14 protein-coding genes are annotated in these 15,006 nt (G+C 47.7%); 3 read left to right on the forward strand and 11 right to left on the reverse strand.

The genetic code is table 11. From position 1 onward, the window contains the following. Window positions 1-12: 12 nt before the first annotated feature. From DEU30_RS06675 to DEU30_RS06685, 3 genes are all read right to left on the reverse strand, one after another. Window positions 13-330, reverse strand: coding sequence for a chaperone modulator CbpM (locus DEU30_RS06675; RefSeq protein ID WP_114981771.1), 318 nt, complete (start codon window positions 328-330; stop codon window positions 13-15). Continuing rightward, a complete protein-coding gene (locus tag DEU30_RS06680) occupies window positions 330-1,289 on the reverse strand; it encodes a DnaJ C-terminal domain-containing protein (RefSeq protein WP_034819197.1) in 960 nt (319 codons plus the stop codon). The genes DEU30_RS06675 and DEU30_RS06680 overlap by 1 nt, the downstream gene beginning before the upstream one ends. A gap of 134 nt (window positions 1,290-1,423) precedes the next feature. After that, window positions 1,424-1,840 carry a YqaA family protein gene (locus DEU30_RS06685; RefSeq protein ID WP_011233330.1) on the reverse strand — a complete coding sequence of 139 codons (417 nt, stop codon included), beginning with the start codon at window positions 1,838-1,840 and terminating at the stop codon, window positions 1,424-1,426. Between the two features lie 122 nt (window positions 1,841-1,962). Here DEU30_RS06685 and DEU30_RS06690 point away from each other — a divergent pair, with 122 nt between their 5' ends. Further along, window positions 1,963-2,298, forward strand: a complete 336-nt coding sequence (locus DEU30_RS06690; protein WP_011233331.1) for a zinc ribbon domain-containing protein — start codon at window positions 1,963-1,965, stop codon at window positions 2,296-2,298. Window positions 2,299-2,329: 31 nt separating this feature from the next. Here the strand turns inward: DEU30_RS06690 and DEU30_RS06695 are convergent, their stop codons facing one another. The 6 genes from DEU30_RS06695 to DEU30_RS06720 form a co-directional block, all read right to left on the reverse strand. Continuing rightward, on the reverse strand, window positions 2,330-3,172 hold the full coding sequence (locus DEU30_RS06695; RefSeq protein ID WP_110012922.1) for a methylated-DNA--[protein]-cysteine S-methyltransferase: 843 nt from the start codon (window positions 3,170-3,172) through the stop codon (window positions 2,330-2,332). Between the two features lie 158 nt (window positions 3,173-3,330). Then, window positions 3,331-4,416, reverse strand: a complete 1,086-nt coding sequence (locus DEU30_RS06700; protein WP_114981770.1) for a DUF2891 domain-containing protein — start codon at window positions 4,414-4,416, stop codon at window positions 3,331-3,333. 37 nt (window positions 4,417-4,453) lie between these two features. Beyond that, on the reverse strand, window positions 4,454-6,616 hold the full coding sequence (locus DEU30_RS06705) for a S9 family peptidase (RefSeq protein ID WP_114981769.1): 2,163 nt from the start codon (window positions 6,614-6,616) through the stop codon (window positions 4,454-4,456). Window positions 6,617-6,803: 187 nt separating this feature from the next. Next, window positions 6,804-7,319 (reverse strand): DNA starvation/stationary phase protection protein Dps, encoded by a 516-nt coding sequence (gene dps, locus DEU30_RS06710; RefSeq protein WP_034819182.1) that lies wholly within the window; start codon window positions 7,317-7,319, stop codon window positions 6,804-6,806. Window positions 7,320-7,450: 131 nt separating this feature from the next. Continuing rightward, window positions 7,451-8,539, reverse strand: a complete 1,089-nt coding sequence (locus tag DEU30_RS06715) for an NADH:flavin oxidoreductase/NADH oxidase (protein ID WP_114981768.1) — start codon at window positions 8,537-8,539, stop codon at window positions 7,451-7,453. A 140-nt stretch (window positions 8,540-8,679) separates the two neighbouring features. Next, window positions 8,680-10,608, reverse strand: a complete 1,929-nt coding sequence (locus DEU30_RS06720; protein WP_016341246.1) for a hypothetical protein — start codon at window positions 10,606-10,608, stop codon at window positions 8,680-8,682. 232 nt (window positions 10,609-10,840) lie between these two features. Between DEU30_RS06720 and DEU30_RS06725 the strand changes: the two genes are divergently transcribed. Both DEU30_RS06725 and DEU30_RS06730 read left to right on the forward strand, forming a co-directional pair. After that, window positions 10,841-11,689 (forward strand): TraB/GumN family protein, encoded by an 849-nt coding sequence (locus DEU30_RS06725; RefSeq protein ID WP_114981767.1) that lies wholly within the window; start codon window positions 10,841-10,843, stop codon window positions 11,687-11,689. Between the two features lie 126 nt (window positions 11,690-11,815). Then, the gene (locus DEU30_RS06730; protein WP_114981766.1) at window positions 11,816-13,813 is read left to right on the forward strand and encodes a PhoX family phosphatase; all 1,998 of its coding nucleotides are present in this window, start codon (window positions 11,816-11,818) and stop codon (window positions 13,811-13,813) included. A 64-nt stretch (window positions 13,814-13,877) separates the two neighbouring features. Here the strand turns inward: DEU30_RS06730 and DEU30_RS06735 are convergent, their stop codons facing one another. Beyond that, entirely contained in the window at window positions 13,878-14,297 is a 420-nt protein-coding gene (locus tag DEU30_RS06735; protein ID WP_034819178.1) for an organic hydroperoxide resistance protein, read from the reverse strand. Between the two features lie 123 nt (window positions 14,298-14,420). Next, the gene (locus DEU30_RS06740) at window positions 14,421-14,876 is read right to left on the reverse strand and encodes a MarR family transcriptional regulator (RefSeq protein ID WP_011233344.1); all 456 of its coding nucleotides are present in this window, start codon (window positions 14,874-14,876) and stop codon (window positions 14,421-14,423) included. Between the last annotated feature and the right edge of the window lie 130 nt (window positions 14,877-15,006).

Consider the following 15,006-nt stretch of genomic DNA (forward strand, 5'->3'; position numbering starts at 1 on the left):
CCGGCGGCTCTTCTAAATTTTTCTATTGAGCCGTTGCTTCAACCTGTGGTTCTCAGCTTTTATCTGCTCAATTTCATCAAGCAGGTTTAGCACTAAATAGAGATCGGGCCAGTCTATATTTAGATCCCGGTTGAGACGCGCCGCCTTTTTTACTGTCATCACCGAGGTAACATGAAACATCCACTGATGCGGGTGTTCTCCGGTGACTGGTACCGCAATCTCATGCTCAATCAGCTCAAGCATGGTTTCGGCGCTGACATTTGCAGAAAGGCAGAGCTCTTCGAAACTCAGGTGAAAATTGGGTGAGTACACTTGTTGTAAGGTTGTCATTATCTATCGCTCCATTCGCGACGAGGGTCAAAGGCTTCGCTGTCCGCGAGCTGAGCCCAAAGGGTCTTACTGTTTTCATTTAGTGAGGATGGCATCACAATCTTTATTGTGGCAATCAAATCGCCATTTGAGAGCTTCCCGACCAAGCCTTTGCCTTTTACACGTAAGCGCTGACCTGCCTGGCTGTTAGCTGGAATGGTTAGTTGAACTTTGCCAGAGAGCGTCGGCACCTCTACTTTAGTTCCTAATGCCGCTTCCCATGGCGCGAGCGGTAAGGTGAGCAAAAGATTATTGGCTTCCACATCAAATAATGGATGCGGAAGTATTTTGATGGTTAAGTAAGCATCGCCGCTTGGGGCGTTACCGTAAGCCGGGGCACCTTGTCCTTTTAGTCGAATACGTTCGCCATCTCGTGCGCCAGCAGGAATTTTTACTTTGAGCGATTTTTTTACCTGCTGCTGGTAACCTTGTTGGTCATAAACCGGAATAACGAACTCAATTTGTTTGGTCGTGTCGGCCAAGGTGTCTTCGAGCATAACCGGCCAGTCGAATTCAACATCAGCTCCTTTGGCTTGGTTGGCGTCCTCATACCAAGGTTGCTGACGATGTTGTTGGCGACTGCGGGAACCTGCTGCTCCAAACACTGAGTTAAAGAAGTCAGTAAAGTCCTGATTACCCATCGTACTATTATTAGTGTGATAGTTGGCGCTCGATTTCCTATTTTGATTGTTATAACCGCGTTTGCGAGCCTCGCACAAAGCATCATATTCAGCACGCTTTTCAGCACTATGTAATACTTCATAGGCTTGGGCTACGCGCTTAAAATTCTCGGCTGCATCTGGTAACTTGCTTACATCGGGATGATACTTTCGGCCGAGTTTGCGGTACGCGGTTTTAATTGCTTTACTATCGGCGGTCGGCTCTACACCCAGTACTTCGTAATAATCAATAAACTCCATTGCAAAGCCTTATGTTCGTATTATCGAACCTGAGTATAGCTTTAAAGAAAAATTTCGTCTGTGTTCACAGATTAAAAAAAACAGGTCACCGTTTTAGAGTGAATCCGGTAGGTGTAATGGTGCGATGAGAGTTATTAAAACAACTGCGTAATACCCAACAAAATAGCGTAGCGGCCAGCTTTACTGATGAAAACCAGAATCAAAAATTGCCAGAAGGTTAATCGCAGCATACCGGCTATAAACGTAAGAGGATCGCCAATGAAGGGTGCCCAGGCCATCAGCAGCGACCATTTGCCAAAACGTTCAAACCAGCGGTGCCCACGGGCTAAAGATTTGGGTTTGAACGGGAACCAGCGGCGATCCTGATACCGTACCAAAAAACGACCCAGAACATAGTTGACCACTGACCCCAGCGTATTACCGATTGAGGCCAGCCACCAGATTATCCAGACATCGTAATCCATGCGCTGGGCTGCCACGACCACAAACTCAGACTGAGCAGGCAGTATTGTGGCGGCCAGAAAGGCTGTCAGAAATATACTTAAATACATAAAATCCTATTACGTGGCACAGCTTATAACGGATGTCATCAGCGTAATGGAAATGACAAACACAAAAGTTTTTGACTACACTCAACAATGAACACTCATCAATAAAGCAGAGAGGTACCTCAATGGCATTTGAAAAATGTCCAAAATGTGAAGATCAGGTACTGGATAATAACTATAGCTGTCCTGCCTGTGGTTTTGTGAAGAGTGAAAAATCGGAGCAAGAGAACCAACCGGGCGAAAACAGCGCGATTACGTCTGAGAACACATCGAAAAGTTTGCAGATACAAGGTGTGTTATCGCTCGTTATTCTTATCGTGGGTGTGCTTTGGTTTTTTCTAACCTCCGAGGAGTCTCAGCAAAGTAACGAAATTAATGTGATACCTCTGGTTATGTTTATCGGCGGTCTTATCTGGTACATAGTGACGCGCTTTCGAATCTGGCGTTCGCACTCTTCTTAAATAAGGGCAATAACGCGGTTACCGAACGATGCTACTGCTCTACGGGCTCTTCGTGCAGGGACTCCCATGCCTGAAGCATTTCTTTCTTCGTTGAACCCCAGCGATACCCGCCCAAAGCACCGCTTTTCTGAATAACACGGTGACACGGAATTAGCATGGCAACAGGGTTCGAACCAACAGCATTACCAACCGCCCGAGACGCTTTAGGGTAACCTAATGCATTGGCAATTTGTGAGTAACTCGCCAGCTTTCCCGGTGGTATCCTCAATAAAGCTCGCCACACGGCTACTTGAAAATTTGTACCCATTACGTGCAATGACAAGGGGTTAGACTGCCCGTCTTTTAATCGACTAAACAGTACGTTAGCCACATAGTTGATCGCGTTGTCGTTTCTTACGAGCGAGGCTTTGGGCCAGTCTTTGCATAAATCAGTAAGTATCTCGTCAACAGCTCTGGAGCCCAAAAACTCAATGCGGCATACGCCCCGTGGAGTAATTGCGACAAATATCTTACCAAAAGGCGTTTCATTTACGCCGTATTGGATAGTAACTCCCTGGCCTTCGTTCTTGTATTCACCTGGCGTTACGGCTTCTAGCTTTACAAAGTGGTCATACAGTCGGGAGCCTCCGCTTAAACCCATGCTGAGGGAAACATCCATAAGAGAGCTTTCTCCCTTCAGCATTCGTTTGCTTCGCTCCAGCGTGAGGGCCTGCAGGAAGCGTTTCGGTGTGGTGCCTGCCCATTTACAAAACACCCGATGGAAGTGGAACGGACTGAGATGAACATGAGCAGCAACGTCTTCCAGGGTCGGCTGGCTCGATACATGCTCTGACATATAGGCCATGGCTTTTTCAATACGGATATAATCAGACATAACCATCACCTTTAGATACGATTAATTGATACACCACTATCCAGAAGTGGTAAAACCTAAAGCATCAGACGCTAGGAGTAATGCTGGCTGAGCTATTAATCATAGAAGGCTTTTTAGCTGATGCCGACCCGAAGCTTGCTCTTTAGCAAACCCAGCAATTACTGCTGGGCTTGATTTAACGCCTGAATAGCAAAGCTGCCAAGCCAGTGACCACCTTCGTAGCTATCGCCGATTAGATTAGGGTATGAGTGCGCCATATGCTTATCGGCTATTTTGCGTAAATGCCTGTACTGCGGGTATTGGTTAGCCAGCGCATAGAGGTTCCAGGCGCGGCTGAAATTTAAACCGTCCAGATGAACCAGTTTGCCATCGGTTCTGTCGCCAACTTCACCTACCGCTAGACTGAATTCTGGGTCAGCGAGTTGTGGCATAAAATCATCCAGCCAGGTTAAAAACTGCTGCTTCGGTAGAACGCGCTGCATTAAGCCAATTTCTTCCAGGCAGGGCGAAAGAAAGTCGTAGCCGCTGGGCTCCCAGCCTATGGGGCAGTTTTTATCTTCCAGAAAATAGTCTTTCGCGCGTTTGGCAATTAACTGCTGTAGTTCGGTGTGCTGCTGATTAACGGCATAGTCGTAGGCGAAACTTAAGCCAAAGGCCGTGTTGGTATGCTCGCCCACCCGCACTGGGTAAACTAATCGAGGTAAGAAGTTGATATAGCGCTCAACAATTAAATCGGCTAATGGTTGTAAGTTAGCGGCTAGGTCTTTGGCCATAGGGTCTTCCCATGAATGGAGCTCGTCAGACAGCTTTAACAGCCAGGCCCAGCCGTAAGTGCGCTCAAACGAGTCATTAATATCTTTACTGAAAAAGTCGACTTCGCGCGCCACTTTCTCGGCGGTTAAATTACGTTTAAGTATGGCTTTGACTTCGTCGGCCTGTTCTAAGTCCGGAAACTGACGCAGCAAAGTAACCATTGACCAATAACCGTGAGCGGCGCTGTGCCAGTCAAAGCAACCATAAAAAACCGGGTGTATAACCGACGGTTCTTTTAAATCATCGGCACTGCCTAATATTATTCCCGTTTTGTACGGATAAGGCGTTTCGACGCAATGTAATGGAAGAGCCACCAGCTTATTGGCTTCCGAGAGGCTGAGCTCGTGTGACGATGCGTTATTATCGGCCGCCTGAGTGAACAGGCTAACCGACATGAGTAGGGCACTGCTTATAATGCCGCGAATATTCATAATGTTGCCTTATATGCTGGAGACTGTGTTAATTGGCTCATTGGTTTTTCAGTAAATCGAGAAAGAAAGCGTATTCCAGCGCCGTGTTTTGCAAGCGCTTAAAGCGCCCGGAAACACCACCGTGACCCGCTTCCATTTCGGTTTTAAACAGCAGCAGATTATCATCGGTTTTATAATCTCTGAGCTTAGCGACCCACTTGGCCGGTTCGAAATACTGCACTTGTGAGTCAAAGAGTCCGGTGGTTACCAGCAGGTTAGGGTAGTCCTGTGCGCTGATTTGATCATAAGGTGAATACGACAACATATAGTCGTAATAGACTTTCTCTTTCGGGTTACCCCACTCGTCAAACTCGTTGGTAGTGAGAGGAATACTTTCATCCAGCATGGTTGTCACAACATCGACAAAAGGTACATGTGCCGCTACGCCAAGGTAAAGTTCCGGCGCCTGATTGATCACTGCGCCCATTAACAGACCACCAGCACTACCACCCATGGCGAAGACTTTATCCTTGGCGCCATAGCCTTGCTCAACCAATGCCTTAGTGACATCGACAAAATCATTAAAGGTGTTTTGTTTTGTCAGTTTTTTGCCGTCTTCGTACCACGGGCGCCCCAGCATTTGCGAGCCGCGAATATGGGCGATAGCAAAAACAAAACCTCTGTCTAACAGACTTAGACGGTTGCTGCTAAAGCTGGGTTCTGAAGTAGAACCGTAAGAGCCATAACCGTATTGATAAAGTGGGTTGGCGCCATCTTTTTTAAATTTGTCCTTACGGTAAACCAGTGTTACCGGTACCTCAGCACCGTCCCGGGCGGTGACAAATAACCGTTCGGAAGCGTAGTTTTCAGGTTTAAAATCGCCAAGTACAGGCTGTTGCTTTAACAGCGTTTTATCCAGACTGTTCAGGTCTACATTATAATGGCTACCCGGAGTGGTCATACTGGTGTAGTAAAGGCGCAGCTCAGGGTTATCGGCTTCTTTGTTACCGTAAAAATACAGCGTGTAAGCTTTGTCGCGGAATGAAAGCTCTTGTTCATCACCGGTATTTAGGTTTCGTACGAACACCTCTGTTAGTCCGCGCTGGCGCTGTTTATAAACCAAATGCTGGTCAAACAGCTCAATGTCTTCCAGTCGAGTGTCTTCTTTATGTGGAATAACTTCCTGCCAGTGCTGCTTGTCGCCAAGCTTATCTGCGCTTACCCGCATCAGGCGAAAGTTCACGGCATCCAGATTGGTCAACACATAATAATCATCACCGTGTTTAGCTATGCTGTATTCCAGGCCGTCTTCCCGTGGCACAAACTCAACCGGCTTGGCGTTGGGGTCATTGGCATCAATTAGCGAGACGCCTTTAGATTCGGTCGCATCATGGATAATATAAATTTTTGAGTCGTCTTTGCTTTTGCGAATGCCGGTGTAAAAGGTTGTGTCCTGCTCTTCATAGACCAGTTCATCTTGTTGCTGTTCGGTACCCACTTTATGACGATATACTTGATAACCCAGCAGGGTTTCCGGGTCTTTCTTTATGTAGTAAAAATGCTGTCCGTCGTTACCCCAGACAATATCGCCAGACGTATTTTTGATTTGATCCGGGAGTAACTCACCGGTTTTCATATTCTTAAGTTTAATTTCATACATACGGCGGCTAACGGTATCTTCACTATAGGCAAGAATCGCATCGTCCGGGCTAACTTCAAGACTGCCTACGGAGTAATAATCTTTACCTTCAGCAAGCTCATTAACATTTAACAAAATTTGCTTGTTGGTACCGGAAAAATCTGTACTGCGAACGTAAATCGGGTATTCGTTATCGCCGCGCATTTCTGTTGAGTAATAGTAGTCGCCGTCACGTACTGGTACGGAGTTATCATCTTTGGCAATGCGGCTTTTCATTTCTTCAAACAGCTTTTGCTGCAAATCTTCCGTGTGAGCCAGCATCTCATCCGTATAAGCGTTCTCTGCCTCAAGATAAGCCAGTACTTTAGGGTCTTTACGTTCATCGTCCCGCATCCAGTAATAATTATCGATGCGGGTATCACCATGAATGGTCATTTCATGAGGGACTTTTTCTGCTACCGGAGCTTCAACGCCTTGTTTAGAGGTCGATGAGCTGGTATCGGTGTTTTGATTCGCGGGAGAGCAGGCCTGCAATAATGCAGCACTTAATAGAGCAATATAAAGGGGGCGAAGTTTTTGCATGTGGCGATCTCGTTATGATTATTATTTTAATTCAAATGATATTAACAAAGTTATAATTTGTTAGCTATATCGGGGCCCCCCGCATTGATAGGCAGTTCTTAACTGCAGTAGCCCGGCCTTAAAAGCAAAAAAGCCCAGCAACATCGTTGCCGGGCTTCCAGAGTGGTTTGCTAATTGTAAAAATTAATTAGCTTTTGAGTTCACCCGACGCCGACTCGATATGAGCGCGGACAAACCACTGGAATTGCTCAAGCTCGGCAAGTTGGCCGGTGAGCATGTCTTCCGAAACCGGGTCCAGTTCAGCGAGCTTATTGAGTGCGTCTCTGTGGTCTTTATTTACACCGTTGTACACTTTATCAAGTGCAACCAGATGCTCAGTGACCAGACCTCTGCCTATCGAATAGTCTTTCCATGAACGGCGATCCACAATTGACTGAGGGGTACCGGCGGGCACGCCGCCCATAGTGGCGATTCGCTCTGCGATGGTGTCGGTCATTTCACGAATGCTATCAACCTGCGGGTCCAGCATTTCATGTACGCCAATAAAGTTTGGACCAACCACGTTCCAGTGAACATGTTTAAGCGTCAGTTGAAGGTCAAGCAGTGCGACCAGGCGGTCGTCGAGCAGTGCTATAGCGTCTTGGGCAGACTTGTCTTTAATCCCAGGGGCGGTGAATTCAGCTGTTTTATCACTTGTATTCATTATTCCTCCTGTTATTTGTTCATCACCCCTTTATACGCGTAAACCGACTTAATGGATCTCGGCGCTTAATAAGCAAAGGCAGCCACCGTATAGGGTGACCGCCTTTGCTTGAGCTGCGAACAACTTATTACCTAATAGCGTTCAAGCCAGTGCGCGTAAGGTGCTGGTAATACCCACGAAGGCTTCTCGACACGCAGTGCTTTGGCTGCGTCGTAAGGCCAGTGAGGATTCGATAAATGAGCACGACCCACCATGACCAAATCCAGTTGCCCTTGTGCAACCGTGTGTTCTGCCAGCTGAGGTAAATCAATGCCCCAGGCGGAAGCCACTGGAATATCCGCCTCTTTACGAATGCGCTCAGCAATAGGTGCCATAAAGCCCGGACCCCAGGGGATTTCGGCGTTTGGTGTTGAGAAACTGATACTGACATTTAAAAAGTCCAGTCCCTCAGCTTTTAGCAACTGAGTCAGTTTAACGGACTCCTGCATCTGCTGCTCGTCATTACCGTCAAACTCAATTACACCAAAGCGTGCAGTTAGTGGGAAATTATCTGGCCATACCTGTTTTACCGCACGAACTGTCTCCACCAGAAAACGGGCGCGGTTCTCGAATGAACCACCGTATTCGTCAGTACGCTGGTTGGCATGAGGGGAAAAGAAGCTTTGTCCCAAATAACCATGAGCAAAGTGCAGTTCAAGCCATTCAAATCCTAAATCACGAGCTCGTTCCGCAGCGGAAACAAAGTCATTTTGCACGCGTTTTATGTCATCCAGCGACATTTCTTTAGGTTCGCGAGGCAGGTTTGCACCAAAAGCGATAGGAGAAGGCGATATTGGCTGCCAGCCTCTAGTATCATTTTCAGCTATGTGGTCGTCACCGTCCCAAGGGCGGTTTGCGCTGGCTTTGCGGCCGGCGTGGCCAATTTGAATGCCGGCAACGGCGCCTGCTTTTTTTATATTCTCCACAACAGGCGCAAAAGCTTGTGCCTGTTCGTCGTTCCAGAGGCCTGTGCAGTTAGGGGTAATGCGCCCTTCAGGGGAAACTGCGGTGGCTTCGACAATGACTAAGCCAGCACCGCCACGCGCCAGGCTGGTGTAATGGCTTAAATGCCAGTCGTTAACGACACCGTCTTCAGCCATATATTGGCACATTGGGGGAACGGCAATGCGGTTACGCAAACGGACGTCTTTTAACTCGAACGGTTGAAATAGTGCGGACACCTTAAGTACTCCTGTTAATTACTGCGCTTGCTGTAAAAGCAATTTTGAAGCACCTATACTAGCTCGGGCACTGGTTTGAGATAATTAGAAATAATCTATCTCAACCATCGAAAAAATGAATCAAACGAACGCCGCCCTGACTAACCTTTCTGCTCCCGCGTCTCGACATCCAGTTTGAAGTCGACGACTTTCGTTTCGCCGCGATACCAGAGCTCAATACTTTCAGGCTGCCCGTAATAATAGAACACATGCACCGGTTCGCCGTCTTCGCGCTCAAGTAGAATAACGTTGTCAAAGGGCTGCAGGTATTTTTGCTCTGCGTTCTTCGCGAAAATTCGGTTGCGAAGCTTTGTGTTTAACCGCGTGCCGTCAAGGGTTTCTTCGGGAGTAAACACGCTGTAGTCAACAACAAGTCGGTTGTCGTCTAAGCGCATACCGTCGGGTAAATTGTCGGCGCTGTAGCTTTTTTTGACAATATCCGGTGCCGTTAATAGCGGAATGCGGACTTCGATACGAGCTGGCGACTCCGGCATATACTCAGGGGTATACGCAAAGCCATATGTGGTGAAACTGAATACCTCATCTTTGTCGCGTGTTAACTCAATGGTTTCGTCTGCGTCATCGAAAAATTTCACCATTTCGGTCAGTATCACTCGCTTAAATTTTGGCTCTAAGTTGAAGTGGTAGCGGTCTGAACTGCTGATAAAAAGCTGGCTTTGTACCGGCGGGTATTTCAGATAGATCCGTTCTGTGTGTTGATATTCCGGAAGGTGCCGACTTTTTTCATAGCGAATATCAATAAGCTGTTTCATTTCTTCTTCGGTTAAATCGACTCGTCGTTTTGGCCTTTCATCATAAACCGGGCCTGCCAGGTCGATATCAGGCAAAGTGCTTAAATCAATCTCATCACTATTGTCTTGTTGGCCAAGGAAGTGAATTGGAATTTCAATTTTGTGAGTTACTTTATCGCGGGTTTTCTTGCGGGGCAGCAAAGTCACTCGTGCGGTAGCTACAGGCCCCATAAAGGCAAAGGCTTTATGCAGAACGCGGCCTTCGCCTACGGAAAGTTTGTCATGTAAGTTATTGCCTTCGGTGCGTACGGTTTCTGCATCAACTTCACCCCGCATGGCTCGTTCTATGATTTCGTCAAGCCATTCACTCATTCGTTCGTGATAATCAGACTGCAGTGTCGTATCCATTCGCAGTTGAAGTTCCCGCTCGGTTGGCGAGAGGGCTTCACCAATAATGTCTTCGTCTCGCAGCGGCATTGCCTGGTCATCCGGTACTTCAATTTTTATGTCGTAGTTAAAATCACCGGCCTTAACCAGAGTGACAGAATATCCGCGCTGCTCTTGAGTTTTGCCCACATCGCTTGCTTTAAACTCGAACTGAAGCACATCTTTGGGTAACTCAGTTTCAACGTCGCCGAGCAGTTTAACGGGTTGTAGGTCGTCTTCGGTACGCGGCTCTTTGAAATAAAAGCGTTCTGGGTCGTAACGAATTTCATCGGTTTGGGCAACCCAGTCTAATAGGTCAGGTAGGGCTTTGACGTCGCCGTTATCCATCACTACCTGGGTAAACTGCAGCTGACTTTTAAAGGGAAAAGCAAAAGGTTCACGAACCTGAAACCACTGACCCTCGCGTGAAGCGGTGGAAGCCACAAAGTTGTTACGGTAAATATCCAGAAGCTTTTGTGGGCTTTCGTAGTCTTTTAGTCGTTTAAATCGGTCGGCGGTGTAGGGGCGACCTAAGGGGCCTATGTAAGAAGCCTTGAAAGGCTCAACATAAAAGTACTGCGCAGGTTTTTCATCGAATTTTATCGTTCTGTAAATGTTCCGGTGGGCTATAAACTCCTCGCCCTCCAGAGCTTCAAACAAAGCTTTATCTTCAATGGTTTGGATTTTTTTCTTACGCTCTTTTCTCTTTTGCTGTAATTCAGCTAAAGCCGCTTCTTTTTGCTCCACACTCAGTACCTCTCTTGCTGAATAACTGTCGTTACTGTTGCAACCCAGCGTAATAGCGCCCGCTGAAAGTGCGCCAATAAGCAACAAAATTCCTTTTTTATTCATGACAGTACCTAATCTGTTTTACTGATAGCTGTACCAGCTAGCGCTAAAAATTCTGTTCGTTTAAAGCATGACCGCTAAGAGTACCTGTTAAAGCGCACAATTTTAAGTTAAGGCTTTGTAAAAACACAGGCTAGCGGCGGGTTTTACTCGCTAGCCGGCTGATGAGCGCTATAGAGTTGTCGTATACTGGCAAATATGAGACTACTGCTACAAAAATAGACCGGAAATAACCATGTTGAAGCTGAAAACCTTAATTGCCGGCTTAGTGTTGTGCTTATTGAGTGCCTCCGCGCAGGCCGAAATTCTCTACAAGGTGACAAAAGAAGACCAGACTATTTGGGTATACGGCACGCTGCACGCCGCCAAAAAAGACTTAATTAAGCTGTCTGAAACGGCAGAAAATGCATTGAAAAACAGTGAAACCGTGTGGTTTGAGGTACATCCGGAGAAAATTCAAAGTGCTCAAGCGTTGTTTATGCAGCATGCCCGGCGCTCCGAGGGTAAGTTATCTGACACGGTCGATAGTGAAACCTGGCAGCAGCTCACTACGCAGGTTGAAAAGTATGGTATGAACGCCAGTGCGCTGGAACAGCTCAATGCCTGGTTCGCACAAATTGTCATTGTTTCGCAAGCCATTGCGCAATCCGGTTACACCGCCGAAGGTGGCTCTGAAGGAAAACTGTTTGAGTTGGCAAAAAGCTCGGACATACCGGTTAAAGGGCTAGAAACCGTCGAGCGGCAAATTGATGCTTTACGCGCGGCTCAAAGTGAATCTGGTGAGGGTGAATTGCTGGAGCAGACGCTTGCGGAAGTGGAAAAAATTGAAGAGGTTTTTGCCGATATCCAGAAGACCTGGCTAGAGGGCGATCTGGATAAACTCACCCACTACTTAAACCAGAACCTACCTCCGAAGGCGTTAGACGAGCTGATCACTAAACGTAACAATGAATGGATAACAAAGCTCGCTAAGGTAACTGAGTCTGATAACGTATTCGTGGCCGTTGGTGCGGGGCACCTTGGTGGTCAGCAAGGCGTGCTTGAGCAACTTGAAAAGCAGGGCGCTGATATTCAAAAAATGTAGGAAATAGCCGTCATTAAAGCTGGCTAACGACGTAATCAAACTGTCATTTAAAGTCAGTACTATTGCCTGTTCGAAAATATAACGCTGAGCTTGTTAAGCCAGAGGTTTCAGAACGGGGAAGACGGCATGACCACGAAAGAGAAAAAGCTGAAGATTGATATTTCAGGTGTTGATCCAATTTGTAATAAGTCAAAAGGTGATGACTTTTATGATGTGGTGAACCGTCAGTTAAGCCGGCGCTCTTTCCTAAAAGGAGGCCTTGGCGTTGCTGTCAGTTCCTTTATGTTGTCGCCTTTAATGGCCGGTTGTACGTCCCCTAAAGGCTCTGCTAGTTCATCCGCGGGGCTTGGTTTTCAGGCCATTGCCGGCAACCGAACTGATGTTGTTGATGTACCCGTTGGGTATCGTGCTCAACCTTTTCTGCCCTGGGGTACACCACTTGTGCCTGGTGCCGGTGAGTTTAAAACTGACGCAAGCAATTCGGCGTTAGATCAGGCGCGGCAAGTTGGTTCGCATCACGATGGCATGCATTTCTTTCCCATAGATGTGAAAGAAGGCGGTGCTTCCTCGAAAGAAGGGCTGCTGGTGATGAACCATGAATACGTCGATCCGCAAATTCTTCACACCAGTTTTTCCCCTAACGCACCGCGCCCGCAGCACGAAGTATTGAAGGAGATGATGGCGCACGGCGTATCGGTCGCTCATATTATTCGTAAACCCGACGGAGAATGGCAGCTTGTTGAAGGCAGCTCCTACAACCGTCGAATTACCGCAAGTACCCCAATGCAAATGAGCGGGCCTGTTGCCGGTCATGACAAGTTGATAACTCGTTTTAGCCCTGACGGCACCAGGACTCGCGGAACCATCAATAACTGTTCGCATGGCCATACGCCCTGGGGCACGTACTTAACCTGCGAAGAAAACTGGGCGGGCTGCTTCATGAACGATGACAAGACTCATCCTCGTGAGCATGAAAGATACGGTGTGAACCGCGGGAACAGCCGTTATTACTGGGAAACGGCAACGCCGGGTCTTGATGAAACCGCGCGCTTTAATGCCTCTTCTACCGGTGCTGCAGCCGCAGATGATTACCGAAATGAACCGAACCACTTTGGCTGGATTGTTGAAATAGACCCTTTTAACGCTAAAAGCACACCGGTTAAACGAAGCATGCTGGGTCGCTTTGCTCATGAAGGTATTGTGTTTGCTCCGGCAGTGGAAGGTGAGCCGTTGGTGGCTTATTCCGGCGATGATTCGCGCTTTGAATATATTTATAAGTTTGTTTCGGCGAAACCTTATTACAAAGCAACTGCTTCAGGCGATTTGCTGAATGAAGGTACGCTGTATGTTGCGCACTTTAATGATGATGGAACGGGTCGCTGGCTGCCGTTAGATATTGAAAACTCAGAGTTTCAGGCAAAGGCCAGCGAAGCGGGCGTCGAGTTCCATTCTCAGGCCGATGTGCTGTTAAACACTCGGCTTGCGGCCGATGTTATGGGTGCGACGAAAATGGATCGCCCGGAATGGGGCGCTGTGCATCCAACGACCAAAGAAGTCTACTTCAGCTTAACCAATAACACCCGCCGCACCGAAGTGCAGACGGATGCTGTGAACCCGCGTGCCGAAAACGCTTATGGTCATATTGTGCGCTGGAGCGAAGACCACCAGCAAAGTGCTGAATCCTTTCACTGGGACATTTTCTTAATGGGCGGTGAAGCGGGTACACGCACTCCAAACGCTGAAGGGGATGACCTGACTCTAACGGCCGATAACCAGTTCGCCTGCCCGGATGGCTTGTGGTTTGATCATAGAGGCACGCTCTGGATCCAGACGGACATGAGTGGTGAGCTGTTAAGCCAGGGCGGTTTTGGTAACAACGGTATGTACGCTGCTAACCCTGAATCTGGCGAGTTGAAACGCTTTTTGGTTGGCCCTGTAGATTGCGAAATTACCGGAGTGGTAACAACGCCGGATGGCAAAACTATGTTTGTTAATGTTCAGCACCCTGGTGACCGACTGGCGCCTGGTAAGTTCAGCAGTAGCTGGCCTGCCGGTAACGGTGCACGTCCGCGTTCAGCAACGGTTATTATTACTCGTGAAGACGGCGGGGTAGTAGGAGCCTGAAATAGCCAGCCGATCAGTTAAACTGATCGGCTGACACTCTCAACACCACCGCTGTTAATAACGGTTACACCGTAACGTTCAGGCGTACGTCGATGTTATTACGAGTCGCGTTTGAGTACGGACAAACCTGGTGTGCTTTTTCAGCAAGAGATTCCGCTTCGTCCTGGCTCATGCCCGGTAAATGAATGTTCAGCGTGGCATCAATACCAAACCCGCCTTCAATCTGACCAATACCTATTTCGGCTTTAACTTCAGTGTCTTTGGGCAGTTTAACTTTTTCCTGACCCGCAGCGAACTTCAGTGCGCCGATAAAACAGGCTGAATAACCCGCCGCAAATAATTGCTCAGGGTTTGTACCATCACCGCCTGCGCCACCGAGTTCTTTAGGTGTTGTCAGTTTTACTTTCAGTTGGCCGTCGTCAGACTCTGACTGACCATCGCGTCCGCCGGTTGATGTTGCTACAGCTTTGTACAGAATATCCATAACGATTACCTCACTATTTGGTGTGTTGGGAACTAATACGCATAATGTTAGTGCAATAACAGTTATCGCGATAACAGTATTTTCCGAACGAAGTTATCGATATTTTCGATACATCGGACTTGGCTAGTGGTCGGGCTTGTCTTGTAACTGCGCCCGCAGTGATTCAAGGGTGTGTTTTAAGGCAAGGGCCTCATCAGGCTCCAGTTGAGTGGCGCAGAAAACCTGCTCCGGAACATCGCAGGCAGACTGTTCCAGTTGCCGACCTTGTTCGGTGAGGTATAAATGCAGTTGTCGCTCATCGTCGATATTGCGCTTTCGGGTTATTAGCCCGCGCTGCTCCAGCCGCTTAATAACCGGACTTAACGCGCCTTTTTCCTGAAACAACTTGCGGCTTATTTCCGTAATGGTCACGCCATCGCGCTCCCATAAAAGCAATAAAATAAGGTATTGCGGATAGGTCAAATCAAGCTTCGAGAGCAGCGGCTTGTAGAGCTTATTCATTGCTAGTGAGGTTGAGTACAACGCAAAGCAAAGCTGGTTATCCAGCCTGAGCGCTTTATTACTGTTATTGTCTGCCATGCGTTGCTCCTGTGTCGTTTGTCTCAATGATACGCAAAGTCAGCTTACAAACAAAGTTTAGGGTTTGTAGTTAAATAAGTTAATGTCTTATAGTAATACAAATTAACTTTGTGCGAATTAGGTTCGGGGT

Source organism: Idiomarina sp. 017G, assembly GCF_004362265.1.
GTDB lineage: Bacteria > Pseudomonadota > Gammaproteobacteria > Enterobacterales > Alteromonadaceae > Idiomarina > Idiomarina loihiensis.

Excerpts from the sequence above, each read along its gene's own strand:
- DEU30_RS06675 (WP_114981771.1), bottom strand. The coding sequence starts at position 330 with ATGACAACCTTACAACAAGTGTACTCACCCAATTTTCACCTGAGTTTC.
- DEU30_RS06680 (WP_034819197.1), bottom strand. The coding sequence starts at position 1,289 with ATGGAGTTTATTGATTATTACGAAGTACTGGGTGTAGAGCCGACCGCC.
- DEU30_RS06685 (WP_011233330.1), bottom strand. The coding sequence starts at position 1,840 with ATGTATTTAAGTATATTTCTGACAGCCTTTCTGGCCGCCACAATACTG.
- DEU30_RS06690 (WP_011233331.1), top strand. The coding sequence starts at position 1,963 with ATGGCATTTGAAAAATGTCCAAAATGTGAAGATCAGGTACTGGATAAT.
- DEU30_RS06695 (WP_110012922.1), bottom strand. The coding sequence starts at position 3,172 with ATGTCTGATTATATCCGTATTGAAAAAGCCATGGCCTATATGTCAGAG.
- DEU30_RS06700 (WP_114981770.1), bottom strand. The coding sequence starts at position 4,416 with ATGAATATTCGCGGCATTATAAGCAGTGCCCTACTCATGTCGGTTAGC.
- DEU30_RS06705 (WP_114981769.1), bottom strand. The coding sequence starts at position 6,616 with ATGCAAAAACTTCGCCCCCTTTATATTGCTCTATTAAGTGCTGCATTA.
- dps (WP_034819182.1), bottom strand. The coding sequence starts at position 7,319 with ATGAATACAAGTGATAAAACAGCTGAATTCACCGCCCCTGGGATTAAA.
- DEU30_RS06720 (WP_016341246.1), bottom strand. The coding sequence starts at position 10,608 with ATGAATAAAAAAGGAATTTTGTTGCTTATTGGCGCACTTTCAGCGGGC.
- DEU30_RS06725 (WP_114981767.1), top strand. The coding sequence starts at position 10,841 with ATGTTGAAGCTGAAAACCTTAATTGCCGGCTTAGTGTTGTGCTTATTG.
- DEU30_RS06730 (WP_114981766.1), top strand. The coding sequence starts at position 11,816 with ATGACCACGAAAGAGAAAAAGCTGAAGATTGATATTTCAGGTGTTGAT.
- DEU30_RS06735 (WP_034819178.1), bottom strand. The coding sequence starts at position 14,297 with ATGGATATTCTGTACAAAGCTGTAGCAACATCAACCGGCGGACGCGAT.
- DEU30_RS06740 (WP_011233344.1), bottom strand. The coding sequence starts at position 14,876 with ATGGCAGACAATAACAGTAATAAAGCGCTCAGGCTGGATAACCAGCTT.